The 24,053-nt window shown below is 37.9% G+C and carries 22 protein-coding genes; 10 read left to right on the forward strand and 12 right to left on the reverse strand.

Going from position 1 to position 24,053, the window contains the following annotated elements:
• Nucleotides 1-102: 102 nt before the first annotated feature.
• Nucleotides 103-1,491, forward strand: coding sequence for an alanine/glycine:cation symporter family protein (locus J0A69_RS14215; protein WP_206587274.1), 1,389 nt, complete (start codon nt 103-105; stop codon nt 1,489-1,491).
• A gap of 3 nt (nt 1,492-1,494) precedes the next feature.
• A complete protein-coding gene (locus J0A69_RS14220; RefSeq protein WP_206587275.1) occupies nt 1,495-2,583 on the forward strand; it encodes a glycerate kinase family protein in 1,089 nt (362 codons plus the stop codon).
• 274 nt (nt 2,584-2,857) lie between these two features.
• Here J0A69_RS14220 and J0A69_RS14225 read toward each other — a convergent pair whose 3' ends face one another.
• The 4 genes from J0A69_RS14225 to J0A69_RS14240 form a co-directional block, all read right to left on the reverse strand.
• A complete protein-coding gene (locus tag J0A69_RS14225) occupies nt 2,858-3,046 on the reverse strand; it encodes a hypothetical protein (RefSeq protein ID WP_206587276.1) in 189 nt (62 codons plus the stop codon).
• Nucleotides 3,047-3,092: 46 nt separating this feature from the next.
• Nucleotides 3,093-3,578, reverse strand: coding sequence for a hypothetical protein (locus J0A69_RS14230; RefSeq protein ID WP_206587277.1), 486 nt, complete (start codon nt 3,576-3,578; stop codon nt 3,093-3,095).
• An 81-nt stretch (nt 3,579-3,659) separates the two neighbouring features.
• A complete protein-coding gene (locus J0A69_RS14235; protein WP_206587278.1) occupies nt 3,660-4,016 on the reverse strand; it encodes a response regulator in 357 nt (118 codons plus the stop codon).
• A 182-nt stretch (nt 4,017-4,198) separates the two neighbouring features.
• Nucleotides 4,199-4,777 carry a DUF4136 domain-containing protein gene (locus J0A69_RS14240; protein ID WP_236032877.1) on the reverse strand — a complete coding sequence of 193 codons (579 nt, stop codon included), beginning with the start codon at nt 4,775-4,777 and terminating at the stop codon, nt 4,199-4,201.
• 146 nt (nt 4,778-4,923) lie between these two features.
• Here J0A69_RS14240 and J0A69_RS14245 point away from each other — a divergent pair, with 146 nt between their 5' ends.
• Nucleotides 4,924-5,406 carry a deoxycytidylate deaminase gene (locus tag J0A69_RS14245; protein WP_206587279.1) on the forward strand — a complete coding sequence of 161 codons (483 nt, stop codon included), beginning with the start codon at nt 4,924-4,926 and terminating at the stop codon, nt 5,404-5,406.
• On the opposite strand, the gene murB is transcribed toward J0A69_RS14245, so the two are convergent.
• Nucleotides 5,403-6,416, reverse strand: coding sequence for a UDP-N-acetylmuramate dehydrogenase (murB, locus tag J0A69_RS14250; RefSeq protein WP_206587280.1), 1,014 nt, complete (start codon nt 6,414-6,416; stop codon nt 5,403-5,405). The genes J0A69_RS14245 and murB overlap by 4 nt on opposite strands.
• Nucleotides 6,417-6,493: 77 nt before the next feature.
• Here murB and J0A69_RS14255 point away from each other — a divergent pair, with 77 nt between their 5' ends.
• From J0A69_RS14255 to J0A69_RS14265, 3 genes are read left to right on the forward strand one after another with little or no spacing between them, the layout of a single operon-like run.
• Nucleotides 6,494-7,438 carry a succinylglutamate desuccinylase/aspartoacylase family protein gene (locus J0A69_RS14255; protein WP_206587281.1) on the forward strand — a complete coding sequence of 315 codons (945 nt, stop codon included), beginning with the start codon at nt 6,494-6,496 and terminating at the stop codon, nt 7,436-7,438.
• A 23-nt stretch (nt 7,439-7,461) separates the two neighbouring features.
• Complete coding sequence (gene egtB / locus J0A69_RS14260) at nt 7,462-8,607, forward strand: ergothioneine biosynthesis protein EgtB (protein WP_206587282.1); 1,146 nt, start codon at nt 7,462-7,464, stop codon at nt 8,605-8,607.
• 3 nt (nt 8,608-8,610) lie between these two features.
• Nucleotides 8,611-9,576, forward strand: a complete 966-nt coding sequence (locus J0A69_RS14265; RefSeq protein WP_206587283.1) for an L-histidine N(alpha)-methyltransferase — start codon at nt 8,611-8,613, stop codon at nt 9,574-9,576.
• 48 nt (nt 9,577-9,624) lie between these two features.
• On the opposite strand, the gene J0A69_RS14270 is transcribed toward J0A69_RS14265, so the two are convergent.
• The gene (locus J0A69_RS14270; RefSeq protein WP_206587284.1) at nt 9,625-11,355 is read right to left on the reverse strand and encodes a phospho-sugar mutase; all 1,731 of its coding nucleotides are present in this window, start codon (nt 11,353-11,355) and stop codon (nt 9,625-9,627) included.
• A gap of 199 nt (nt 11,356-11,554) precedes the next feature.
• Between J0A69_RS14270 and J0A69_RS14275 the strand changes: the two genes are divergently transcribed.
• Nucleotides 11,555-14,341, forward strand: coding sequence for a glycoside hydrolase family 2 protein (locus tag J0A69_RS14275; protein ID WP_206587285.1), 2,787 nt, complete (start codon nt 11,555-11,557; stop codon nt 14,339-14,341).
• On the opposite strand, the gene J0A69_RS14280 is transcribed toward J0A69_RS14275, so the two are convergent.
• The 6 genes from J0A69_RS14280 to J0A69_RS14305 form a co-directional block, all read right to left on the reverse strand.
• Nucleotides 14,321-15,301: a YihY/virulence factor BrkB family protein gene (locus tag J0A69_RS14280; protein ID WP_206587286.1), complete on the reverse strand. Its 981-nt coding sequence runs from the start codon at nt 15,299-15,301 to the stop codon at nt 14,321-14,323. The genes J0A69_RS14275 and J0A69_RS14280 overlap by 21 nt on opposite strands.
• A gap of 2 nt (nt 15,302-15,303) precedes the next feature.
• A complete protein-coding gene (locus J0A69_RS14285) occupies nt 15,304-16,248 on the reverse strand; it encodes a mechanosensitive ion channel family protein (protein WP_206587287.1) in 945 nt (314 codons plus the stop codon).
• A 273-nt stretch (nt 16,249-16,521) separates the two neighbouring features.
• Nucleotides 16,522-17,124, reverse strand: a complete 603-nt coding sequence (locus J0A69_RS14290) for a DUF502 domain-containing protein (protein WP_206587288.1) — start codon at nt 17,122-17,124, stop codon at nt 16,522-16,524.
• A 94-nt stretch (nt 17,125-17,218) separates the two neighbouring features.
• Nucleotides 17,219-18,313, reverse strand: a complete 1,095-nt coding sequence (gene hppD / locus J0A69_RS14295) for a 4-hydroxyphenylpyruvate dioxygenase (RefSeq protein WP_206587289.1) — start codon at nt 18,311-18,313, stop codon at nt 17,219-17,221.
• A 74-nt stretch (nt 18,314-18,387) separates the two neighbouring features.
• On the reverse strand, nt 18,388-19,389 hold the full coding sequence (locus J0A69_RS14300; RefSeq protein WP_206587290.1) for a 1-acyl-sn-glycerol-3-phosphate acyltransferase: 1,002 nt from the start codon (nt 19,387-19,389) through the stop codon (nt 18,388-18,390).
• Nucleotides 19,386-20,288 (reverse strand): bile acid:sodium symporter family protein, encoded by a 903-nt coding sequence (locus tag J0A69_RS14305; protein WP_206587291.1) that lies wholly within the window; start codon nt 20,286-20,288, stop codon nt 19,386-19,388. Before J0A69_RS14305 ends, J0A69_RS14300 begins: the two co-directional genes overlap by 4 nt.
• A gap of 257 nt (nt 20,289-20,545) precedes the next feature.
• Here J0A69_RS14305 and J0A69_RS14310 point away from each other — a divergent pair, with 257 nt between their 5' ends.
• Genes J0A69_RS14310 through J0A69_RS14320 form a run of 3 tightly spaced genes read left to right on the forward strand, consistent with a single transcriptional unit; the run spans nt 20,546 to nt 23,962 of the window.
• On the forward strand, nt 20,546-21,916 hold the full coding sequence (locus J0A69_RS14310; protein WP_206587292.1) for a Gfo/Idh/MocA family protein: 1,371 nt from the start codon (nt 20,546-20,548) through the stop codon (nt 21,914-21,916).
• A 23-nt stretch (nt 21,917-21,939) separates the two neighbouring features.
• Nucleotides 21,940-22,836, forward strand: coding sequence for a sugar phosphate isomerase/epimerase family protein (locus J0A69_RS14315; RefSeq protein WP_206587293.1), 897 nt, complete (start codon nt 21,940-21,942; stop codon nt 22,834-22,836).
• Nucleotides 22,837-22,873: 37 nt separating this feature from the next.
• Nucleotides 22,874-23,962: a DUF6807 domain-containing protein gene (locus J0A69_RS14320; RefSeq protein WP_206587294.1), complete on the forward strand. Its 1,089-nt coding sequence runs from the start codon at nt 22,874-22,876 to the stop codon at nt 23,960-23,962.
• Nucleotides 23,963-24,053: the final 91 nt, after the last annotated feature.

A 24,053-nucleotide genomic window follows, 5' to 3' on the forward strand; every position in this document is an offset into this window, starting at 1 on the left:
CGCAGTATTTATTTTTGATTTTGACCAAAATGAACCTATTATGGTCATTAATTCAATTTCAAGTTTTTCATAAAAACAAAACCACTACTTATTTCTATTTCTATGGGCGATCTTATTATTTCCTTCAGCAATTGGATTTGGGGAACACCAATGTTGATCCTTTTGATGGGAGGAGGATTGATCCTTTTATTTCATTCTGGTTTTGTTCCATTTAGAAGAATGGGGCATGCTGTTAAATTATTAAGCGGTAAATACGATGACTCTTTAGCCCCTGGACAGATCACTTCTTTTCAGGCACTTTCATCAGCAATTGCAGCAACTGTTGGACTAGGAAATATCAGTGGAGTAGCTATTGCAATTAATATGGGTGGGCCAGGTGCTATTTTCTGGATGTGGGTTTCTGCATTTGTGGGAATGGCAACAAAATATTATACCTGTAGTCTTGCCATCATGTTTAGAGGAAAAGACAGCTCTGGTGAAGTGCAAGGTGGACCAATGTATGTTATCGAGGAAGGAATGGGTAAGAAATGGAAATTCCTTTCAATTATTTTCTGTACTGCCGGGGTTCTGGGATTATTAGCAATCTTTCAAGCGAATCAATTGACTGCTGTCTTAAGAGCTGTATTGCTCATGCCTGCCGGTTTAGATGCAGGTGAGACCTCGCGTTTTATGATTGCTGGGATTGATTTGGGACAGAGTACCCGATGGATATTAGGGGTTAGTATGATGTTGTTGGTGGCGATAGTAATATTAGGAGGGATCAAGAGAATTGCCTCTGTAGCATCTAGGATGGTACCTTTTATGGTTATTCTATACTTCGTATCTGTATTGATTATTGTTTTCAAATACGTTGGAGAAGTTCCTGAAATGTTATGGCTGATAGTTGAAGATGCCTTTACAGGAAAGGCAATCGCTGGAGGTGCAGTAGGAGCAGTGATTATCACAGGAGCAAGAAGAGCAGCTTTTTCTAATGAAGCAGGGATCGGAACGGCACCGATGGTACATGGAGCCTCCAAAAACAATGAGCCGGTGAGAGAGGGTTTAATAGCGATGCTGGGGCCATTTATCGATACGATAGTGGTTTGTACCCTAACGGCGCTTGTAATCATGTTGACAGGTGTTTGGCAGACTACGGAATCCGATGGTGTGAGACTAACACTGAATGCCTTTGAAATGGCACTTCCTGGTGTGGGAAAATACCTTTTGATGATAGCAGTACTGGTTTTTGCCTTATCTACCATGTTCACTTATTCCTATTATGGGCACAAGTGTTTCAATTACTTATTTGGAGCTGATAAGGCTGACTATTACAATTATTTTTATTTAGCTACGATTGTAATGGGTGCTGTGGCTTCTTTAGATGTGGTGATAAGTCTAGTAGATGGAATGTATGCTATTATGGCTATTCCAACCATGATTTCCACTTTATATCTGGCACCTAAAGTCAAGGCAGCTTCAAAGGATTATTTCAATAGAATGAAAGAGATATAGCAAGTGAAAGTGCTAATTGCTCCAAATGCCTTTAAGGGAACAATAACAGCTTTTGAAGCAGGGGAGATTATTGCAGATGAACTTGCTAAAAATTATCCTGATGACATTTTTGACTTGGTTCCTATTGCAGATGGGGGAGATGGAACATGCACTTTGCTATCTAAATCACTTGGAATTCCTCCCACCAAAGTTTGGAGTTTAGATCCCTTTGGAAAACCTGTTTTAGGGGAATATTTTCTTGATAAAGAAAAGGCATACCTGGATGTTTCCTCTGTATCTGGTTTAGGTTTGATTGCTGCTGGAGAACTAGATGCCAGAACTGCTTCTACGTGTGGAACAGGTCTTTTGATCAACCACGCTATTTCTTCTGGCGCTAAGGAAATAATTCTCGGTCTAGGTGGCAGTGCTACGGTAGATTTGGGAATTGGAATACTTCAAGCATTAGGGCTCCATTTTTTAGATGAAAAGGGAAGAGAAATCCCTCCATTTAGTCCAGATCTTCTTTTTAGAATCAAGCACATTCAGAGGAGTCCTTCTATTCCATCAGTAAAATTTAATTTTCTATGTGACGTAAGAAATTATTTTTTTGGTGAAGAGGGGGCAATCCCAATATTTGGTCCTCAAAAAGGACTAAAAAGTCAAGATTTTGAAGAATTCGAAAACCAATCAAAGTTCTTGTTAGATCAGCTTTACTCTAAGAAAAAGAGAGTCTTTGAAGATCAGGAAGGATTTGGTGCAGCAGGAGGAATAGCTGCTGGGCTTTCCTCTGTTTTTGAAAGTACCATAAACATGGGAGCTTTATTCTTTTTCAAAGAAATCGGTATGGAGGAAAAAGTAAAGCGAGCTGATCTGATAATCACAGGGGAAGGAAAGTACGATCAGCAATCTAAATCTGGAAAGGCTTGCTATGAGTTGATGAATCTTGCCAAGTCCTTTCAAAAATCTGTAATGATCGTTACTTCTGGAAATGAGGCAGCAGGAGAAGGCTTTTCAAGAGTATTGCAATTGCCAGATTTGGATTTTGAATCAGCTGATTTTAAGAATCAGGCTAGAAAAAATTTAAGGTCGCTGATTTCTAAACTTGAGTTATAAAAAAAGGAGGTTAAAAACCTCCTTTTAATTTTGAATATGTATTAAGATTACTTCTTCTTAGAAAAAGTACTTCTTACGTCAATTGCTGAAATTCCTGCACCCAAGCCAATTAATACGCATACAATTGTCAAAAAAGTCTGCGCGCCAAAAGCTATTGGAGAACTGAAAACATCAAGTAGTATCATAATTTCTGTGTCATTGGGATTAACAATGCCCGAAGATAATTTCAAAGGTTGAAATTACCAAAGCTGAACGGATTTAAAGTAAATATTCTTTAATCCAGATCGTCTTCCATATCGTCGAAATCTTCTTCGAAATCATCTTCTTCGTCGAAGTCTACGATATTATCATCTAGGAATTCATTGTCTTCGTCTAGATCGTATCCGTCTTCGAAATCATTTTCGAATTCGTCCTCATCTTCAAAATCATCGAATTCTTCGAAATCGTCTTCAAAATCCTCCATAGCAGTTTATTAAATGGTTTGTTATGAATTAATGGTGCGAATTAAATTAAAAATTCAATTCTGGCAATAGAGCAACATTTAATTTTTTTGAAGTTTTATTCAACTCCTGCATGTTTAATTCATTTTCAAGAATTAACGCCCAGGTATTCAAATAAAGTATGACATCCTCTCTCACATTTCTATTCATTTTTTCTCTTCTTTCAAAAGGTATATGAGCCAAGATATTTTTATTCGATAAATTCTCTAATTCCGCCAGATCATCCAAGCTTAATCCAAAATTTAACATTTTGGAAATCATCAGGTCCATAGGGTAGCCACTGCTAGGGCAATAATCAATAATCTGTTCATTCCAATCACCATGTCTTTCCATCGCATATTTATGGATCTCTGCTTTGGTGAATGAGGTAAGTTCTTGCGCTAAATTTCCACAATTGCATGCTCCCATATGGCCCCATTGGTAATTGGCTCCATTTTTAAGTTTCAAAGCTGTGGATTTTAATGCTTGGATAAGTTTAGAATTCGGAATAGCCATAGTTTTGATATTTCTTATCTTAACTAATATCGGAAATCTTTGGTTAAAAAATAAGCATAAAAAAACCTCCGAAATGGGAGGTTAGTTGAATATCGACTTGATATATTTTTTTATTAGGGGTTTGGATAAATAATCTTTGACCACCTGGTATTTGCTTGCCTTGTTAATGTCGCGTTCATCTACAGAACTACTCAAAATGTAGATCTGAGCATCATTTTGAGCAGTGTCAAATGTGTCAAGAAAATCCCATCCAGTCATCTCTGGCATATTGAGATCCAAGAACAGATAATTGGGCTTGATTTTATAAATTTCATTTAAAGCTGCTTTTGCGCTCTGGTATTTATAAAACTGACAAGGCTCTTTCACGTTCTTAGAAATCAACTTTTCAGTAACAAATGTACTGATCGGATCATCGTCTATGAGAACTATGGTTAACATCAAAATGCAAAAATGTGCAACTGAACAACAATTATTATATTACAAAAGTAACATCATCCCCCTAAAACACAAATATTTTGCCAAATAAAATAGAATTGCACAATGATTTTATTAGAAAGGCAAATACCATAGATGAAGTGCAATCATCAGACCATTCTAAAAAGGCTCAAATAAAGAGTTTATTACTCTGAAGCAATGGAAAGATCTTCCATAAAATCAACAATGATTTTATCAACAGTTTTTAAAACCTTATTGTCCTTCGTTTTAAAATTGCTGACCTCAGTAACTCCTGTCAAAGTCATTAAAAATTTATCTTTTTCTGGATCGATAAAATCCACGATAACCTGAACCAACTCGTAACTGGTTGTTTTTTGTCCATTGTTCAGACTGTTCATATAATTGGAATATGCCCAAGGATCCCAAACTCTATATCCCCAGTAAGGATAGGTAGGAGCATAATTGGTGCTGGTTCTTTTTCTTGGGTCTTCATTCGAAGTATACCGAATGACTAAATCTGGATGCTCTCTATCGTAAACCAAACCATTTGCCTCGAGTGCTTCCTGTAAGTGGATTTGAACTTGTTGATCAATAAACTGGGAAGAAAATCCTCTCATCCCTACTTCTTGATTTATGATTACAAAGGATTTATAGGGCTTGGCTATAGGTATTTCAGTATTTTCTTTAAATATCTCGATCGAACTGCAAGCACTTAATAGCATGCAGCAAAGCCCAGATAAAATTATGTTTTTGAATGAGTTCATATTTGGGTGATTATCAATTCAACTTTATTTACGGTTCTCTATTCTTAATGTTAAGATTTAAATCTAAAACGAAATTATCAGAAGTAATATTCACTAAACTTGGTCAAGCCTCATAATACTTACTATTTTTGGCCAAAATAATAAAAATGGAAAAACCTGATTTCGACGATATTTTTATGGAATTGGCCGTCAACTTGGCCAAAAGATCACATTGTATCAAGAAACATGTTGGAGCTGTTCTGACAAAGGAAACAAGGATTATCTCTATTGGATATAATGGACCTCCTGCAGGAACTCATAACTGTGATGTGGAATTTCCAGATCATGGCTGTGCGAGAGATAGCAAGGGGAGTTGTTCTCTAGCCTTGCATGCAGAACAGAATGCAATTCTTTATGCCGTCAAAAACAATACTGCTGTAGAAGGTTCTACTTTGTATGTGACCTTGGCACCTTGTTTGGCATGCGCCAGAATTATTTTTTCGATGGGTATTTCTAAAGTTGTTTACCTTTTTTCTTATGCAGAATATAAAGGTATTGGAACTGACGAAGGTGTTGATTTTCTTCGAAAATTTGGAGTAAAAGTAGACCGATATACCAAAGAATTAGTAGTGCTTGATGAACTGATCTAGATAAAATTAACTTCAGGACTCAAAGCGATTCCAAACTTCTCACTAACAGAAGTTTGAATTCTTTCAGCCAGTTTTTTGATTTCATTTCCATCTCCGTTTCCAAAGTTGACTAATACGAGTGGTTGGTTTTTATGGACCCCGATTTCACCGAATCGTTGACCTTTCCATCCACATTGTTCTATCAACCATGCCGCTGGGATTTTTATTCCAGCTTCTACTTCATAACCTGGAATAGTGGGGTAATCTTTCTTTAATGCCATCCAATCTTCAGTTGGGACAGTAGGGTTTTTAAAAAATGAACCTGCATTCCCAATTTCTTTTGGGTCAGGCAGCTTGGATTGTCTAATTTGAATTACAGCATCGCTAACAGATTTCAAGCTTGGCTCCTGAATTTGATTTTGGGCAAGAGTTTCTTTAATAGCTCCATACTCCAAGTTAAAAACAGGTTTTTTTCTCAGTTTGAAAGTAACTGAGGTGATAATAAACTGGCCTTTGAGATAATTTTTAAAGACGCTTTCTCGATAGCCAAATTGACAAGCAGCAGCATCAAATTCATGCAATTCCAAAGTAGCTCTATTTAGAGCTATTAGGCTTTCAAAGACATCTTTGATTTCAATGCCATATGCACCTATATTTTGCATGGGAGAGGCTCCAACTGTACCTGGTATCAAAGAAAGGTTTTCTACTCCAGCCCAATTATTTTCGATGCAATTCATCACGAAATCGTGCCATATAACTCCGGCTCCTGCCTTAATCCATACAAATTCAGAATCCTCCTTTACTTTCTCTATTCCGTCAATCTCTATCTTTATTACAAGGGAATTTAAATCTTGGGTGAGTAGGATATTGCTTCCACCTCCGAGAATGAATACTTCCAAACCTTTGTTTTTTGCCCAGATCAAGGCTTCGATCAAATCCTTTTCGCTATGAACCGAAGTAAAAAATCTGGCATTTTTAGCGAGACCGAATGTGTTGAAAGGTTTTAGGGAAATGTTTTCTTGTATATTCATGGAGGAATTCTTCTCCTGCGAAATAAACAAGTTTTGCCCGAATAAGAAATGGAATTCACATTCCCTGCACAGATTTCATGAAAGAATTAGTAATTAACGGAATCAGAATCCGACCAGGCCAAACCCTAAATATTGAGTTGGCAATCGCAAAACTTCCAACCCATACCTTAATTGATTTGCCGATTTTTATTCGATCATCAAAAGAACCAGGACCGGTTGTTTTGATTTCGGGAGGTGTTCATGGTGACGAAATCAATGGGATAGCAACTGCAAAGAAATTTCTAGAGGAAATTGATGAAAACCTTGAGCTCTTAAAAGGGACATTGATCATCATTCCTTTGGTAAATATTTATGGTTTCCTCTCAAATAGCAGAACTTTTCCCGATGGAAGAGATCTCAACAGAAGTTTTCCTGGAAGTAAAAAAGGCTCTCTCGCATCGAGAATTGCATACATTTTAAGCAATGAAATTATCCCTCAGATTGATTATGGGATAGATTTTCACACCGGTGGAAGAATGCTGACTAATTACCCTCAAATCCGGGTTGATTATAAAGATAAAGTTGCTTTACAGCTGGCAAAATCATTTGGGACTCATTTTGTTGTCAATTCAAGCTACATAGAAAAATCATTCCGAAAGACTGCATTTAAAGCAGGTAAGAGAATTCTTGTCTATGAAGGAGGGGAATCCATGAGATTAGATGATTTTGCAATAGATGAAGGGGTTTTGGGAACTAAACGCTTATTGTCAAGCTTAGGAATGATAGCATCTGCTCCAGAAAAGCAAAAGACGATTTTTCTGAAAGAAAGTGATTGGGTGAGAGCCAAAGCCTCAGGAATTTTCAATTCGAATATCAAACTCGGTGAGGAAGTGAAAAGAGGCCAAGTTCTAGCCAAAATTTCAGATCCCTATGGTCAGGTTAAAATTCCGGTAAAAGCCAACGCAAATGGTTTTGTCATTGGAATCAACAACATGCCCGTTATCAATGTAGGAGATGCTTTGATCCATATTGGAAAAGAGTAAGAAATACAAAACAGTGGATTTTTATGACAATACTAGAACAGTTTCAGCATATAAGAAACCATTCTTTGTTTCTATGCAGAAACCTGATAACAGAAGATTTTAGCCTTCAAGCCTCGGAAGAAGTTAGTCCTCCAAAATGGCATTTGGCACATACAACCTGGTTTTTTGAGCAATTTATTTTGGTCCCAAATGTTTCTGATTATCATATAAAACATCCCCAATTCAATTTCCTTTTCAATTCTTATTACAATGCTTTGGGCAACAGAACTGCCAGGCATCAAAGGGGATTGATGACAAGGCCATCCGTAGAGGAGGTTTTGGAATACAGGAACTATGTAGATGAATGCATGATATCTCTTATTCAAGAAGGAAACCAAGAGATAATAAAATTGGTGGTCTTGGGATTAAATCATGAACAACAACATCAAGAATTATTAGTCACTGACCTGAAGTTTAGTCTTTGGCATAATCCTTTGGATCCAACGATCATGGACATAGGAGAGTATGTTCACCCAAAGGCTGGTTCTTCTGTAGAAATCTCTGAAGGAGTTTATGAGATTGGTTATGAAGGAGATGGGTTTTGCTTTGATAATGAATTAAATAGGCACAAGGTTTATTTATTGCCTAGTAGGATTTCTGGAAACTTGGTCACTAATGGGGAATATTTGGAATTCATGGAAGCTGGTGGCTATGAAACCCCCAAATATTGGCATGATGAAGGTTGGGCCTGGGCAAAATCACAAGTTGTGAAAGCTCCACTCTATTGGGAAAACGACTCTGGAAATTGGACCTATTATACTTTGGCGGGAAGAAAAGCAATTGATGCTGATGCTCCAGTAGCACATGTTAATTTCTACGAGGCTTCAGCTTATGCCAATTGGAAGGGAAAAAGATTACCAACTGAATTCGAATGGGAAGTTGCACAAAAAGAATTTCATTGGGGAAGCAGATGGGAGTGGACCAACTCGGCTTATTTACCTTATCCAGGCTTCAAAGTTGCCCCAGGAGCTTTGGGAGAATACAATGGGAAATTTATGGTGAATCAAATGGTTTTGAGAGGTAGTTCTGTAGCAACTCCCGAAAATCATTCTAGACCTACCTATAGAAACTTTTTTCATCCTCAATTTAGATGGCAATTCATGAGCATACGCCTTGCCGAATCTCTTTAAGATATGACTTCAAAAAATCTGGACTTTGGGACTTTTGCCCAAGATGTCATGATTGGTTTAAGTGCCAATCCCAAAACATTACCTTCTAAATATTTTTATGATGCCAAAGGTGATAAGCTTTTCCAAAAGATCATGGCTTTGCCGGAATATTACCTTACGAGAAAGGAATTTGAAATATTTGAGAACCAATACGAAGCGATCCTAGAGCCTATCTTGAACCTAGGTCAATCATTTAATTTAGTGGAATTAGGTGCTGGTGATGGGCTAAAAACCAAGATTTTGCTGAAATACTTAAACCAACAGGATGCTGATTTTGAATATTTTCCTGTGGATTTTTCAGGCTCTGTCCTTCAAGAATTAAAGGAAAGCTTAGCTACCGGATTTCCTAAATTAAAAGTTACTTCAGTCGAAGACACCTATCGTGGGGCATTGAAGAAAAGAGCATGGGAAAATGGCAAACCCAATTTGATACTCTTTCTGGGATCCAATTTGGGGAATTTCAGTAGGGAAGAGGCTTACGATATATTAGACCATTTGAGGATTGGGGCAAATCACAATGATTTCGTGTTGATAGGGATTGATTTAAAGAAAAATCCTCAGATCATATTAGATGCTTATCATGATCCTGCAGGAGTTACCAGAGATTTTAATCTCAATTTGTTGGATAGAATAAACAGGGAATTGAATGGAGATATTGATCTCGACTCATTTATCCATTGGCCGAGTTATGATCCTGTATCTGGAGAATGCAGAAGTCATTTGGTTTCTCTAAAAGATCAAACAATCAATCTGAAGGCTTTAGACCAGTCATTTTATTTTGAGGCATTTGAACCGATTTTTACAGAAATCAGTAAAAAGTATAGCTTGAGTGAAATAGAAATATTTGCTGAAAGAGGTGGGTTCGTAACTATCGAGAACTTCACTGACTCGGAGCAATATTTTGCCGATGTTTTGTGGCAAAGGAAATAAAAAAAGCATCAACGAATTCGTTGATGCTTTTTTTGAAGATTCAGTTGATTAACTGAAGTATTGTTTTAAACCTTCTAATCTGCTTACCAACTCAGATTCTACTTTTCTGTAATCAGATGCTTGAGGAAGGGTTTTATTTACTGAGAAATAATATTTGATTTTTGGCTCAGTGCCTGATGGTCTAGCAGAAATCTTACTTCCATCTGCTAGGTAGAACTGCATCACATTGGATTTATCCATATCCAGTTTCTCCACTTTGCCTGATTCCACATGAGTTACGGTGCTGGCTTTTACATCTACGATCCTTTCAACAGCTTGACCATTCATCTCTTTTGGCGGATGATGTCTAAAATCCGTCATCAAGGCCTGAATTTGCTCAGCTCCATCTTTCCCTTTTTTAGTTACTGAGATCAAGGTTTCCTTGTAGAAACCAAATCGCTCGTAAATCTCTGCAAGTACATCAAAGACAGTTTTTCCTTTGGTTTTGTAATAGGCAACTACCTCAGCAACCATTGCGCAGGCACTTACACCATCTTTATCTCTGACAAAATCTCCTACCAAGTAGCCATATGATTCCTCACCGCCACCGATGAAAGTTTCCTTGCCTTCAAGATCGCGAATAATCGCAGCGATATTTTTAAATCCAGTCAAAACAGAAAAACATTTGACTCCAAAGCCCTCACAAATTCTATCTATCAATTCTGTAGTAACAATGGTATTAACCATGAATTGCTTGCCATTTAACTTACCAGCTTCTTTCCATCTGCTCAAAAGGTAATAAGTTAAAAGTGAGCCTGTTTGATTTCCATTGAGCAATTCAAACTCTCCTTGAGCATTTGGTACAGCTGCAGCATATCTGTCACCATCAGGATCACAAGCCAAAATCAATTCAGCTCCGACTTCTTTACCTAGCTTCAAAGAAAGGGTCAAGGCTTCCGCTTCCTCTGGGTTAGGATAAACTACAGTTGGGAAAGTCCCATCTGGCTCAGCTTGCTCTTTCACAATGTGTATATTCTCGAATCCAAAAACTCTGATCGCTGCTGGAACCATTTTTCCAGAAGCTCCATGAATAGGAGAGAATACAATCGGAAGATCTTTTTGCTGCTGGATTTCATTAGGAGCAAGACTCAATCTTTTTACCTTTTCTAGATAGATCGCATCAAAGTCTTCCTCGATGTAAGAAAATAAATTGTCTTGCTTGTTCCAGTTTACTTGGTCAAAAGAAGTAATCTTTTGTACCTCTTTGATGATGTTGGTGTCGTGAGGCGCCACAACTTGTGCCCCATCTTCCCAATAAGCTTTGTATCCGTTGTATTCTTTTGGATTATGGGAAGCGGTGATCATTACCCCACTTTTACATCCAAAGTGTCTCACTGCAAAGGAAAGCATCGGTGTTGGACGCATTTCTTTGAAATACAATACTTTGATGCCATTTGCAGTTAATACATTCGCTGTAGTCGTTGCAAAAAGCGTATTGTTTATTCTACTATCATGGGTGATCGCTACTTTGATATCCTCTCCAGGAAAGTATTTCAATAAATAATTGGCAAGTCCTTGGGTAGCCATTCCAATGGTGTAAACATTCATCCTATTGGTACCTACGCCCATCAGGCCTCTTAACCCGCCTGTACCGAATTCCAAATCTTGGTAAAAAGAATCAACCAATTCAGTTTGATTGTCCTTAATCAATTGTCTGATAGAGTTTTTTGTCTCTTCATCAATGTTGCCATTCAGCCAACTATTGGCTTTTGCAAGTATTGCAGGGTCTATGGTGCTCATACGTTAAAAATTACTTTGAATTCCAAGTTATAGAAAATGTGAATTAATGCCATTCTTCCCTGATAATTCATGGAAAGAATTTTGCGAATATTTTATGATTTACTAGTCTACATTTTTTATGCCTTGTAAAAATGACTGTTGGATTTTTTTAGCCTGAGAATAAAACTATTTTTATGAAATTGTATAACACCCTCTTTTCATGAACTTTCTGTTTCGTGTCGGACTGCTTTGGTTCTTCTTTAATTTTACGCTTTTAGTTTCTGGAAATGCCCAAAACCCCTATTCCTATAATAGAATTTATCTGAGTGGAAAAGATGCTGCTACAGCTGTGAATTGGAAATTTAGAGTAAGTGAAGGGAGAAATGCTGGAACATGGTCTCAGATCCCGGTTCCATCTAACTGGGAAATGCATGGATTTGGAACCTTTAATTACGGACATGACCATCGGGATAAGAGCAAAACTTTAGGAAAAGAAATAGGAGAGTATAAAACCTCATTTTTTGCTCCAAGAGAATGGAAAGGTAAAGTTATCCGGTTGGTTTTTGATGGAGTCATGACCGATACTGAGGTGAGAGTGAATGGCAAAATAGTCGGAGTTGTTCATCAAGGCGGCTTTTATCGATTCGGTTATGAAATCGATTCTTATTTAAATTTAGGAAAGGAAAATACACTTGAAGTCAAGGTGTCTAAAAGATCTGCTAATGAATCTGTTAACAAAGCAGAAAGGGAAGCGGATTTCTGGATTTTTGGGGGAATATTCAGACCTGTTTTTCTAGAGGTTTTTCCTGAAAATCATTTTACTAGAATTGCATTGGATCCAAAAGGCACGGGAGATTTTAAAGCGCTATTGACCTTAAACGATGTACCAAAAGATTCCAAAATCGAGTTGGATTTAATTGATCCAAAGACTGGTAAAAGTATTGATAAAATCAGTCAAGAGGTAGACAGTGATTCAATTTGGATGACTCATCACTTCTTAAACATCAAAACCTGGAATCCAGAATCACCGAATTTATACGATGCAATTTTTCGATTAATAGAAGAAGGAGAAATAACTTATGAAAAAACAGAACGCTTCGGTTTTCGTACAGTTGAACTTCGACCCAAAGACGGCATTTACATAAATGATAACAAGGTGGTTTTTAAAGGTGTCAATCGGCATTCCTTTTATCCAAACACAGGAAGAGCTTTAAGTGAGCAAAATCATCTAGAAGATATTGCCTTGATGAAAGCGATGAACATGAATGCTGTAAGAATGTCCCATTATCCTCCAGATGAAAGATTTCTGGAATTGACAGATTCTCTGGGCTTATTTGTTCTGGATGAGGTCACTGGCTGGCAAGATGCTTATGATACCGAGGTTGGACCTAAGTTGGTCCTAGAAACTATTTTAAAGGATGCCAATCATCCTTCTGTTGTCATTTGGGATCATGGGAATGAAGGAGGATGGAATTTTGAAAACGAAAAAGGTTTTCATGAATATGATATCCAAGATCGTCCGGTCATCTACCCATGGTTGTTAAGAAATAACATTGATACGTTTCATTATCCCACTTACAATACAAAAGAGGGGAGATTCGATAAAAGTGGGGAGATATTTATGCCAACAGAATTTCTCCACGGGCTTTATGATGGAGGACTTGGAGCTGGCCTGAATGATTTTTGGAATAAATACAGTAAAAGTCCATTGCATGCAGGAGGCTTTCTATGGGTTTTTTCTGATGAAGCGGTTCTTAGAGATGATTTAGAAGGAAAGTTAGATACTGATGGAAATCATGCCCCAGACGGAATTCTAGGACCTTTTCGTGAAAAAGAAGGAAGTTTCTATACCATTCGATCCGTTTGGTCTCCCATTCAACTCGCAGACTTTGATCCAAAGGAAGCTTTTGATGGAAAAGTCCTGCTAAGTAACCATTATCTCTTTTCAGACCTTGAAACAGCCTATTTGGAGGTGGAAGTTTTGAAAATCAAAGGCTGGGAAGGAACAAATGTCCTAAGCTCCAAAAAGATTTCTTTGCCTTCTTTAATGCCTGGCCAGAGTGAAATGATTGATTTGGAACTTCCTGATAACTGGAAATCCGGAGATATTTTAAAAATCAAAGCATTTGGAATTCATGGAAAGGAAGTGAATGAGTGGGCTTTGTCTATTCATAAGCCATTGGAAGGTAATAAAAGTTATTTCGACCAAAGTGGCATTGAGGTTTATCCAATTAAAGTAAGGGAATCAGTTTCCGATCTTCAGATTGAGGTAGACGGAAGAATCTATTTTTTCGGAAAATCCAACGGGACTCTGGAGATGGTCAAAGTGAATAGGAAGTTCTTTTATCTATCCCAAAACCCAACAATCGAGGGAGTTGAATCAAAGGTGAAAAATGTAAGTTGGAAAAAGTTAAAAGATGGTTCCATCCAAGTAAAGGCAATTTATGAAGCTTATCCGACTGAAGTTACCTGGACTGTTTTACCAACCTCAGAATTGAAATTTGAAGCGATGGCGCCTACAAGTCCTGTAGACTCTCCGCTTCTAGGCTTAGGTTTTTCTTATCCTGAATCAAAAATCAAGTCTGCCAATTTTATTGGAAATGGACCTTATAGAGTTTGGGGAAATAGGATGGAGGGTGTTGGTTTTGGACTTTGGCAAAAGGAATTCAACAATACTCAAACCGGATACAGTTTTGATAGCTTGGTTTATCCGGAATTCAAAGGCTTTTATTCCGATTTTCACGCTCTCCAGATTTTCACAGAAGATGGGGAAATCGATATTCGTTCCAATACGCCAAACCTGTTTTTGAGTTTATTCAAACCTCAATATCCTGATGATTCTACCCCTGGAATCAAGCCAGTTCAAACAGTCTCAGATATTGCATTCTTGTATAAAATTCCAGCCATAGGCACTAAGTTTCATACTGCTGAAGAAATGACTCCAGCTGTAACTTTAGGTCCAAAAACTGTATATGAAAAGCTGGAATTATGGTTCAGATTCAGGTAATGGAGCCTTTTCAACCTTTTTGTCGATTATTACTTCTTTTTTTTTAACTCTTGAAAAGCTTTCATAAGGGATGATTCCATAGCCATATTTTATGGAAAAGACTTTTGTGAATTCTGCTCCAAAGAAGAAAATCAAGCAGGAATAAGATACCCAAAGCAAAATCAAAATGATTGAACCTGCTGCTCCATAAGTTGATCCTGGGTTAGTAGCGCCGAAGTAAAGTCCAAGTAAAAACTTACCAAATACAAATAGCAAGGCCGTTAAGAAAGCTCCAATCCAAACTGTTTTCCATCTGATTTTGGCATCTGGAAGATATCTGAAAATCAGACCAAAAAGGAGTGTAATGACTGAAAGAGACAATACCCAATCCATTAAAAAGGCCAGATAAAGAAAAACATCCGGGAGCTTTTGGGTGATGTATTCACTTAGAATAGAAAGTGTTGCGGTCAATACAAAACTGACCAATAACAAGAAACCCAAGACAAGCACAAAACCAAAACTGATCAATCGGTCTTTGGCCAACTTATACCATGATATTTGCTCAGTTAGTTTTAATTCCCAAATCTGGTTTAAGGAAAGCTTTAGGTGATAAAAAACTCCCGTTGCACCAAATAGAAGGGTTCCCACGCCGATTATTGTTGCTATAGTGGACTTCCCGCTGAATTGGGTATTGCTTATCATGTCTTTGATAATAGAAGCCGTATCGGCTCCTAAAATCCCCTGAATTTGAGTTGAAAGTCTTCCTGCTACAATATCTACTCCCCAAATGGCTCCAACTGTGTTGACAACAATGACCAGTAGGGCAGGAAGGGATAGAACAGCATAATAAGCGACTACAGCACTAAGTCTTGCAGGATCTGAAGCATTCCAGCGCTTGAAAGCCAAAACTATCAAATTTGGAAGGTGCCGCAGCTTGAATTTGCTAGGAGAAATTAAATCTTCTTTCGGATGCTCTTCCATGATTAGTTACTTACTTCTTCCTGACTCGTCCATTTCAATCCCTGGAATTCTTCTCGCATGGCTACACCACCTTTGATTCCAAAGTCCAATGTTCTGATTGGGAATGGGATAGTGATTCCTTTTTCATCAAACGCCTTTTTCAAAGCTAAAATGGCCTCGTTCCTTGCTGGGATAAAGTTTATTTCATTTTGAGTGAATGAAACCCAAACGTTTAAAGTGAAATTGATTGAGCTATCTCCAAAGCCAGTCCAAAAAATACTTGGCTCCTCAGATTTCAATCGACTGGGTAAATCCTGCATCGCTGCAAGAGCCACTTTCTGTACTTCTTCCAAATTCTCACCATAGCTGACTCCACAATCTATTTGCACACGTCGCTTTCCTGCTTCGGTGAAATTGATAAAATATTCCTGAAAAAGCATTCGGTTAGGTACATGAACAATCGGACCGTTATATGTCTTGATTTTTGTAACTCTTAAGTTGACATCAATAACAGTTCCTTCATGACCATCTTTGGTTTGGATGATATCTCCAATTTTATAAGGTTGATTAAAGGTGATAAACACACCTGACATAAAGTTGGCGGCGGTATCCTGAAATGCAAAACCCAATGCCAAACCCATAATCCCCAGACCAGCTAGAATAGAAGAAACTGTTTTACTCAATTCGAGTGCTGATAAGGAAAGCATTACTCCCAATACTAAAATTCCTAAGAACAGAATTTGACTTAAAAATCTACTGATAGTAGGGTTGATGTTGATTCGATTGAGGTATTTGTGCGAGTATTTTTTGACGGCCTTGCCTAAAAATACGGTAGAGAACATAATGATGATTGCCAAAGCTAAGTTTGGCAAACTACTTACGGCTGCTTCTCCCCATGCCTGAAGTTTTTCTGTGATTTTATCAAAAATTTGCTCTGTGTCGTATCCTAGTATCTCTGCTAATCTCATATTTATTCTTTTTTTCTATGGATTAGAGGTGAAAGGATCATGCCATGGATCTTTCTGTTCTAAAGGAAAGTAGCTTTAATTTCTTAAGGCCAATAATATCAAAGGTCTATTTGTAAAAACCCTTGTAAAAACCAGAAATACAGGGTTTTATGAATTAAAAGTTAAATTAGCTATTTGGTAAAATATATAGGACTAAAACAATTAACAAAGGCTTTTTCTAAGGTTGTTTCTTGAAAATTACCCAGATTGGGGAAAAGCTTTCTTGTAAGATTATTATATAGCTGTTGGGTTTTCTTGGAGTTTTTCAAGGATTAAATTTGAATTGACTCCTAATTGCCGCATCACTTTTTGCACATCTTTTTGGGAAAGATTTGTCTCTTTTACTTTAGACTTTTCAAAAATTATCACATTCCCTTCCCAGGTATTTGGAGCTCCAGGAACAAATACCACAAATTCCCCCGTACTCAACTCATCTACTTTAAAAGCTAGCATCCAACCATCAATTGGAACCAAGACCACTGGAAAATTCTTTTCAGAATCCAAACCAGCCGAATTCTGAAGGGTATTTTTCATGAGTTGATAACCAGGAAAAAGTGTCAAAATATGATCTTCTATCCATAGCACCATTTTTTTTCCAACTCCCTGATTAGCGATGTATCCTGCCAAAAGGCAAAATAGAATCAGAAATAAGAGGGTTAGGAAATAAGGAGTTTCAAATATTCCTGAATCCAAACCCAATTTTTCTCCAAATGCAGCTGAAATAGGTTGCAGCAAATGCATGGCTTTTTCAAAAAATACAATCACAAGAATGATCGGAAAAAGGAAGAAAATTCCGCCTTTAATGGTTTGAGAAATAATCGCTAAAAGCTTTTTCATAGATAAATAAATAATAAAAAATTTAGGGCTTTTTAGGGATTAAAAAAATTTGGAGGGGTATAGAATAAAAAGGCCGACTGATGTCGGCCTCTCTTTATAAATTTCCTCTTAATTCCTGTTCGCGTTCAATTGCTTCGAAAAGTGCTTTGAAATTCCCTTTTCCAAAGGATTTAGCTCCTTTTCTTTGGATGATTTCAAAGAATAAAGTTGGCCTATCCTGAACAGGTTTAGTGAATATCTGAAGCAGATATCCTTCCTCATCTCTATCCACGAGGATGTTCAAATCCTTTAAAGGCTGTAAATCCTCATCTATTTTGCCTACACGGTCCAATAAATCATCATAATAGGATTGAGGAACTTCAAGAAACTCAACACCTCGGTTGCGGAGTTCAGAGACTGTATGTATGATATCATCCGTTGCGATCGCCATATGTTGCACTCCTGGACCCTTGTAGAAATCAAGATATTCTTCAATCTGTGATTTCTTTTTGCCTTCTGCAGGCTCATTGATCGGGAATTTGATATATCCATTGCCATTAGAAACGACTTTGGACATCAAGGCTGAATACTCCGTGGAAATATCCTTGTCATCAAATGTGATAAGCAATTTGAACCCCATCGCATCTTCATAAAAACTAACCCAGCGATTCATCTCACCTAGCTCCACATTGCCCACACAATGGTCGATGTATTTTAGTCCGATGGATTCTGATTTATACTTGCTGGTTCTCGGCACATAGCCTGGAAGGAAAACTCCATTGTAATTTTTTCTTTCAACAAAAGTATGGATGGTGTCTCCATAAGTTTTGATAGAGGCCATTTTTACCTCTCCAAACTGATCTGAAAGGGTTTTTGGCTCTGCTGCAGATTCAGCTCCTCTTGAGGTAGTTTCATAATAGGATTTATCTACATCATCCACCCAAAGGGCCAATACTTTGACGCCATCACCATGCTTCATCACGTGAGAAGTAATCGGGCTATCAGGAGAAAGGGCAGAAGTAAGAACTAGTCTGATTTTATCCTGTTTCAAAACATAGGAAGCCCTGTCTTTTAATCCCGTTTCAGGGCCAGCATAGGCAATCAGTTCAAATCCAAAGGCATATTGATAAAAAAGTGAAGACTGTTTGGCATTGCCAACATATAGCTCCACATAATCAGTCCCATTGATGGGTAGGAAATCTTCAGTCATGGTTTAGTTATTTTTGGGTTTTACTACTTCCCAAAGTTAAAAAATAAACCAAAGAATATTTGGTTTCACTCCATTTATTCCTGAGGATTTTTATTTCCCCAAAGCGATATCACTGCCATAATCAAAAATGCTAAAGCCCAAGAACCCAATCCGGTCCCTAAAGCCAGCATAAGCAACACTAGATAATAAAGTGGCCCTAATGCAAAACCAATCAAAAACTTAATCGTCGAGTCAAAAACTTTGTCCTTAATCTTCGGAGCTCTCCAAAGCCAAATCAAATACAAGGGGAAATGAAAGATTTTCATCAGCTTGTTTTTAAGACCTGAAAAGGAATCTATTGGGTTATCTACTGTTCCAGTCTGAAGATATTTTTCTACCGCTTCTTTGTCTGTTAGATCTACTCCATGATCTATTAAAGCCTTTAGATTCTCCTCATAATTTTCATTCGGAATCTCAACTACCAATTGATGGAGGGCTTTTTCAACTGCTTTTGTCAGCTTCCCAGACTGAGAGTTGGGCATATCCACTTCAATAGTTTTTCCAAAATTTATTTCAACTCTACTTCCTGATTTTCTATGGGAAGAATAGTTAATTCCTACGGGTAAAATAACAGGCTCTGTATGCGGGTATTTTTCTTTTAGCCCAAAAGCCATTCGGGTAAAACCTTTGCTCAAAGTCCTCAGGTTCCTCGCATTGCTATGACTGCCTTCCGCAAAAATGATAACAGTCCCATTCTTTTTTAGAATTTCATAGGTCTTGTCAAAGATCTGCTGGTTTTGCTGTATCGTAGAAAAACCATCTCTCACACGATAGACAGGTAGCATTCTGATGAAATCCAACAATTTTGCTGCAATTGGATTTTTAAAAACCGATGCCCGGGTCAAGAAAAATGGGTTCAATCGGGTATGAGTAGCCAATAAAAGTGGATCAATCAATGCATTTTGATGATTAGCTACTAAGATGACTGGCCTGTTTGCAGGAATATTTGACTTTCCTTGGACTTTAATCTTTTTGAAATAGAGATGAAGGCAGGCTTTTACCATCAGGCGAAGCCAAAAATTTACGAAGTCTTTCATTCTTTATTTTTCCATAGCGAGGCAACTGTCATTCCTGAAACTAAATGCCATATTCCCCAAAAGGCTGTAATAATAGCCATACCGCCTAAACCATTAAAATAGGTAAAAATTAAAACCAGTCCCAGACCCGAATTTTGAATACCTGTCTCAATAGTCAATGTTTTCACATCAGCTAAGGGAAGGCGAAATACTTTTCCAGTGATAAATCCAGCCCCCAAAGCAATAAAATTGTGAGCTAAAACCCATAAAAATATGATAGAAATATATTCTAAAAACAGGTCGAAATTCCCTAAAAAGGCCACCACGATAAATGCTCCAAAGATCAATAAGCTTAGAGGTTTTAAGATTTTGGAAGCTTTTATGGCAAATTCAGGAGCTTTTTGATGAGTCAGAATACCAAAGATCAAAGGGATTCCTAAGATCATTGAAACAGTGATAAAGGCATCTGTATAATCCAATTCAATTTCTTTCAACAATACCGAAGTGGGTCCATAAAGACTTGCCCAAATCGCGAAATTCAATGGTGTAGTGATTATTGAAACCAAACTGGAAAAGCCTGTGAGACTGACAGATAAAGCTGTATTTCCTTTCGCAAGATTACTTAAGAAATTAGAAACATTCCCACCTGGACAAGCTGCTACCAAGAACATTCCCAATGCCACACTAGGAGGAGGATTTATAAATAAAACCAATACCCAGGTTAAAAAAGGTAATAGGATAAACTGGGAGAAAACACCTAAAAAGAACCCTTTAGGATTTTTGGCCAGATACTTAAAATCCTCAAATCTTAGATCTAATGCCACTCCATACATGATCAGCGCTAAGGCTAAATTTAAAAGCAATAAATCTTCAGGAGAGAAATTCAGGTGGATTGAATCCAGGTCGGTGGTTGGGTTCATTGTATCGAAAATCTACCGAATTACTGAAAAATCAAAGTCTATTTTTTTTAAAAAGGTCTTTTTTCAATTATCAGGGGATAAAATCAATAGCTTGAATTAAATCCGAAAACGTTTCCGCATCTTTTGATACAGTATAAATAATTCATATTGAATGCTATGTGGAGAATCTTTAGATTGAAAAAGATCATAGGATGAATGCTTAATTTTCTTTTTTTGATTGAAATAAAAATTGACTTTAACCCAAAAACCCTAATCAAATGACCAAAAGGCGGGAGTTTATAAAGAAATCCGTGCTGGGAACAGCGGGTATTGCAATGGCTGGAATGAGTATGTCAGCCAAGTCATATGCTTCCATCATAGGAGCAAATGAACGAATAAATGTAGCTGTAATCGGTATTCGAGGTCAGGGAAGTAATCACATAGATCAATGGTGTGCGCTCAAAGACAATAGGAATGTCAGGCTAAAAACCCTTTGCGATGTCGATGAGCAATATTATCCCGAAAAATCAAAAATTGTAATTGAAAAAACCGGAGTCACTCCCTTGACAGAATGGGATATGAGAAAGGTTTTTGATGATCAGGAAATAGATGCTGTCTCCTTTGCAGTTCCTAACCATTGGCATGCATTAGGCACAATTTGGGCCTGTCAAGCAGGAAAGCATGTTTATGTGGAAAAGCCGGCTAGCCATAATGTTTTCGAAGGAAGAAAAATGGTTGAGGCTGCCAGAAAATACAATAGAAGGGTTCAGGTTGGTTTTCAAAACCGTTCTATAGCCAATGTCATGGAAGCTATTGCTTTTCTACATCAAGGAGGAATTGGTGATGTTTACATGGCCAGAGGACTTTGCTACAAACCAAGAAATTCGTTTGGAATAGCTCCTGATGGCACGGCACCAGCTTCTTTGCATTATGATCAATGGCTAGGCCCTGCAGCATACCAACCTTACAATGAAAAGAAAGTACACTATAACTGGCACTGGCATTGGGCTACTGGCAATGGTGATACGGGAAACCAAGGCCCACACCAATTTGATATTGCTAGATGGGGTCTCAATAAGAATGAACACCCTGTGACGGTTTATTCATCCGGTGGAATTTATGGGATTTCCCCAACTGAATGTTCACAAGAAACTCCAAACACCCAGACTTCAATTTTTAAATATGCCGATGGCAAAACGCTGGAATTTGAAACCAGAGGCAGATATACCAATGGAGAATCAAGTCTTGGCGTAGAAATAGGAAATATATTTTATGGAACAGAGGGATATTTGGAATTGAACGGGAGCACTTGGAGAGCCTATAAACAAAATGAAAAAGAGCCTTTTGCAATGAGCAAAAAAAGAGAAGAGGCAGCTCCGAGTAATCAGGTTTTAGCAGCGCCAGGTGGGGCAGAGCATTATGCGAATTTCCTTGATGCAATTCGTTCAGAAAACAATGAAACCTTACATTGTGATATTGAAGAGGGTTTTAAATCATCGGTACTTCCTCTTATTGCCAATGTTTCTTACCTAACTCAAAGACAGCTTCATTTCGATGGCAAGACTGAGAAATTTGTCAAAGACAAAGCCGCAGATAAATTATTAACCAGAGATTATAGAGCAGGATTTGTAGTCCCTAATCAAGTCTAAAAACTTTTTATTCCAATAAAACTATGTTTGAATCAAATTCAAGAAGGGAATTCCTTCTGAAAAGTTTAACCGCAGGTCTGGCTTTATCAGCTGGAAATTTACCCTTCAGCGCTTTTGCCAATTCCCAAGCTTCGGGAATGAAGTTTGGCTTGGTGACTTACCAATGGGGACGAGACTGGGATTTGCCAACTCTGATAAGTAATTGCGAAGAAGCTGGCGTGCTAGGTGTAGAGCTTAGAACCCAGCATGCTCATGGAGTGGAAACCAGTCTTTCAGCTCAGGAAAGAGAAGCTGTTAAAAAGAGATTTGCGGATAGCCCTGTTACTTGTTTGGGGTATGGAAGTAATTTCGAGTATCATAGTCCAGATCTTAAAGTGCTTCAAGAGAATATTAATCAGACCAAAGAATACATCAAATTATGCAATGACATCGGGGCTACAGGGATCAAAGTGAAGCCTAATACTCTGCCAGCTGATGTTCCCAAAGAAAAGACAATTGCCCAAATAGCAGCTTCTTTCAATGAAGTCGGAAAATTTGCAGGAGATTATGGTCAATTGGTTCGAGTTGAGGTGCATGGTCATTTGACCCAAGAGCTACCAAATATGAAAGCAATATTTGATCAGGTAACAGATCCCAATGTTAAAATCTGCTGGAATTGTAATCAGGAAGATTTGTTGCCTCCTGGACTGGAAGCCAATTTCAATTCTGTAAAAAAATGGTTTGGAGATACGGTGCATGTGCGTGAATTCAACGAGGGAGACTATCCTTATCCCGAACTGTTTAAACTCTTTGCTGGGATGAATTATGAGGGCTGGATTTTAATGGAAGCCAGAACAGAGCCTGCTGACAGAGTTGCAGCTTTAAAGGAGCAATTGGCTTTGTTTAATTCTTTGAAAGCCAATGCACTTGGTATTGTTTAATTCATTTAAATTCTAATTGATTTTATTTCTAAAAGCTATGCAATTCTATAAAACAAAGAAGTTGTTAATGGGTCTAACTGCTGCCGCAATTATGGCAGCCTGTAGCTCTGGATCAACTGATACTACCGAAACTTCAGAAGAAATGGAGACAAGCTCCCCGAAAGTAGAACTTATTCAAAACGAAGCAGAAAAGAAGGTAGACGTGATGGTGGATGGGAAACTCTTTACCTCGTTTATTTATCCGGATACATTGGATAAGCCTGTACTTTTCCCAATCAATACTGCAGCCGGAACAACCATTACAAGAGGCTGGCCTTTGGCACCAAGACCGGGAGAGCGTTTTGATCATCCACATCATATCGGCTTATGGTTCAATTACGGCGATGTAAATGGACTTGATTTTTGGAATAATTCCTATGCGATCCCTGCGGAGAAAAAACCGGATTATGGACATATTGTATTGAAAGAAATCAAGGATATTTCTTCTGGTTTGGAAGGAAAAATGACAGTTGTGCAAGAATGGAAAAATGAAGCCGGTGAAACATTATTAGAAGAGGAAACAACTTTTGTTTTCAAAGCAGATGGGATGGATCGTTCAATTGAAAGAACTGCAACTTTGACCGCAGTGAATGGACCTGTTTCTTTCACAGACAATAAAGAAGGAATGCTGGCGCTACGTGTAGCGAGGGAATTGGAGCATCCGTCCACGAAGCCTGAATTATTTACAGATGCATCTGGAAAAATCACCGATGTGCCTACCATGAACAATGAAGGAATTACAGGAATGTATACCAGCAGCAATGGTAAGAAAGGCGATGATGTCTGGGGAACAAGAGGGGACTGGGTAGAGCTTGCCGGAAAAATCGGTGAGGAGCCAATTTCCGTGATAATATATGATAATCCTCAAAATGTAGGCTATCCAACCTATTGGCATGCAAGAGGCTACGGACTATTTGCAGCAAATCCACTTGGCCAAAAAGCCATGAGCGAGGGAAAAGAAGAATTGAATTATAAGTTGGATGGAGGAGAATCTATGACTTTCAAATTTAAAGTTGACGTCTTATCAGGTAAGACTCCAAGTCCTGAGGAAATCAATCAAATGTATAATTCCTGGAAATCCAATTAAGTTTTTATTTCAGGTTAATCAGAGAAGCACAGCCATCAGGTTTGTGCTTCTTTTTTTAGGGTCAAATAGCTTTTCAGAAAAGGTTTTTCAG

It is taken from the genome of Algoriphagus pacificus, from assembly GCF_017254845.1.
GTDB classification, from domain to species: Bacteria; Bacteroidota; Bacteroidia; order Cytophagales; family Cyclobacteriaceae; genus Algoriphagus; species Algoriphagus pacificus.

What these genes read in the sequence shown, in the direction of transcription:
- J0A69_RS14215 (WP_206587274.1), top strand. Translation starts at nt 103, where the DNA reads ATGGGCGATCTTATTATTTCCTTCAGCAATTGGATTTGGGGAACACCA.
- J0A69_RS14225 (WP_206587276.1), bottom strand. Translation starts at nt 3,046, where the DNA reads ATGGAGGATTTTGAAGACGATTTCGAAGAATTCGATGATTTTGAAGAT.
- J0A69_RS14230 (WP_206587277.1), bottom strand. Translation starts at nt 3,578, where the DNA reads ATGGCTATTCCGAATTCTAAACTTATCCAAGCATTAAAATCCACAGCT.
- J0A69_RS14235 (WP_206587278.1), bottom strand. Translation starts at nt 4,016, where the DNA reads ATGTTAACCATAGTTCTCATAGACGATGATCCGATCAGTACATTTGTT.
- J0A69_RS14240 (WP_236032877.1), bottom strand. Translation starts at nt 4,777, where the DNA reads ATGAACTCATTCAAAAACATAATTTTATCTGGGCTTTGCTGCATGCTA.
- J0A69_RS14245 (WP_206587279.1), top strand. Translation starts at nt 4,924, where the DNA reads ATGGAAAAACCTGATTTCGACGATATTTTTATGGAATTGGCCGTCAAC.
- murB (WP_206587280.1), bottom strand. Translation starts at nt 6,416, where the DNA reads ATGAATATACAAGAAAACATTTCCCTAAAACCTTTCAACACATTCGGT.
- J0A69_RS14255 (WP_206587281.1), top strand. Translation starts at nt 6,494, where the DNA reads ATGAAAGAATTAGTAATTAACGGAATCAGAATCCGACCAGGCCAAACC.
- egtB (WP_206587282.1), top strand. Translation starts at nt 7,462, where the DNA reads ATGACAATACTAGAACAGTTTCAGCATATAAGAAACCATTCTTTGTTT.
- J0A69_RS14265 (WP_206587283.1), top strand. Translation starts at nt 8,611, where the DNA reads ATGACTTCAAAAAATCTGGACTTTGGGACTTTTGCCCAAGATGTCATG.
- J0A69_RS14270 (WP_206587284.1), bottom strand. Translation starts at nt 11,355, where the DNA reads ATGAGCACCATAGACCCTGCAATACTTGCAAAAGCCAATAGTTGGCTG.
- J0A69_RS14275 (WP_206587285.1), top strand. Translation starts at nt 11,555, where the DNA reads ATGAACTTTCTGTTTCGTGTCGGACTGCTTTGGTTCTTCTTTAATTTT.
- J0A69_RS14280 (WP_206587286.1), bottom strand. Translation starts at nt 15,301, where the DNA reads ATGGAAGAGCATCCGAAAGAAGATTTAATTTCTCCTAGCAAATTCAAG.
- J0A69_RS14285 (WP_206587287.1), bottom strand. Translation starts at nt 16,248, where the DNA reads ATGAGATTAGCAGAGATACTAGGATACGACACAGAGCAAATTTTTGAT.
- J0A69_RS14290 (WP_206587288.1), bottom strand. Translation starts at nt 17,124, where the DNA reads ATGAAAAAGCTTTTAGCGATTATTTCTCAAACCATTAAAGGCGGAATT.
- hppD (WP_206587289.1), bottom strand. Translation starts at nt 18,313, where the DNA reads ATGACTGAAGATTTCCTACCCATCAATGGGACTGATTATGTGGAGCTA.
- J0A69_RS14300 (WP_206587290.1), bottom strand. Translation starts at nt 19,389, where the DNA reads ATGAAAGACTTCGTAAATTTTTGGCTTCGCCTGATGGTAAAAGCCTGC.
- J0A69_RS14305 (WP_206587291.1), bottom strand. Translation starts at nt 20,288, where the DNA reads ATGAACCCAACCACCGACCTGGATTCAATCCACCTGAATTTCTCTCCT.
- J0A69_RS14310 (WP_206587292.1), top strand. Translation starts at nt 20,546, where the DNA reads ATGACCAAAAGGCGGGAGTTTATAAAGAAATCCGTGCTGGGAACAGCG.
- J0A69_RS14315 (WP_206587293.1), top strand. Translation starts at nt 21,940, where the DNA reads ATGTTTGAATCAAATTCAAGAAGGGAATTCCTTCTGAAAAGTTTAACC.
- J0A69_RS14320 (WP_206587294.1), top strand. Translation starts at nt 22,874, where the DNA reads ATGCAATTCTATAAAACAAAGAAGTTGTTAATGGGTCTAACTGCTGCC.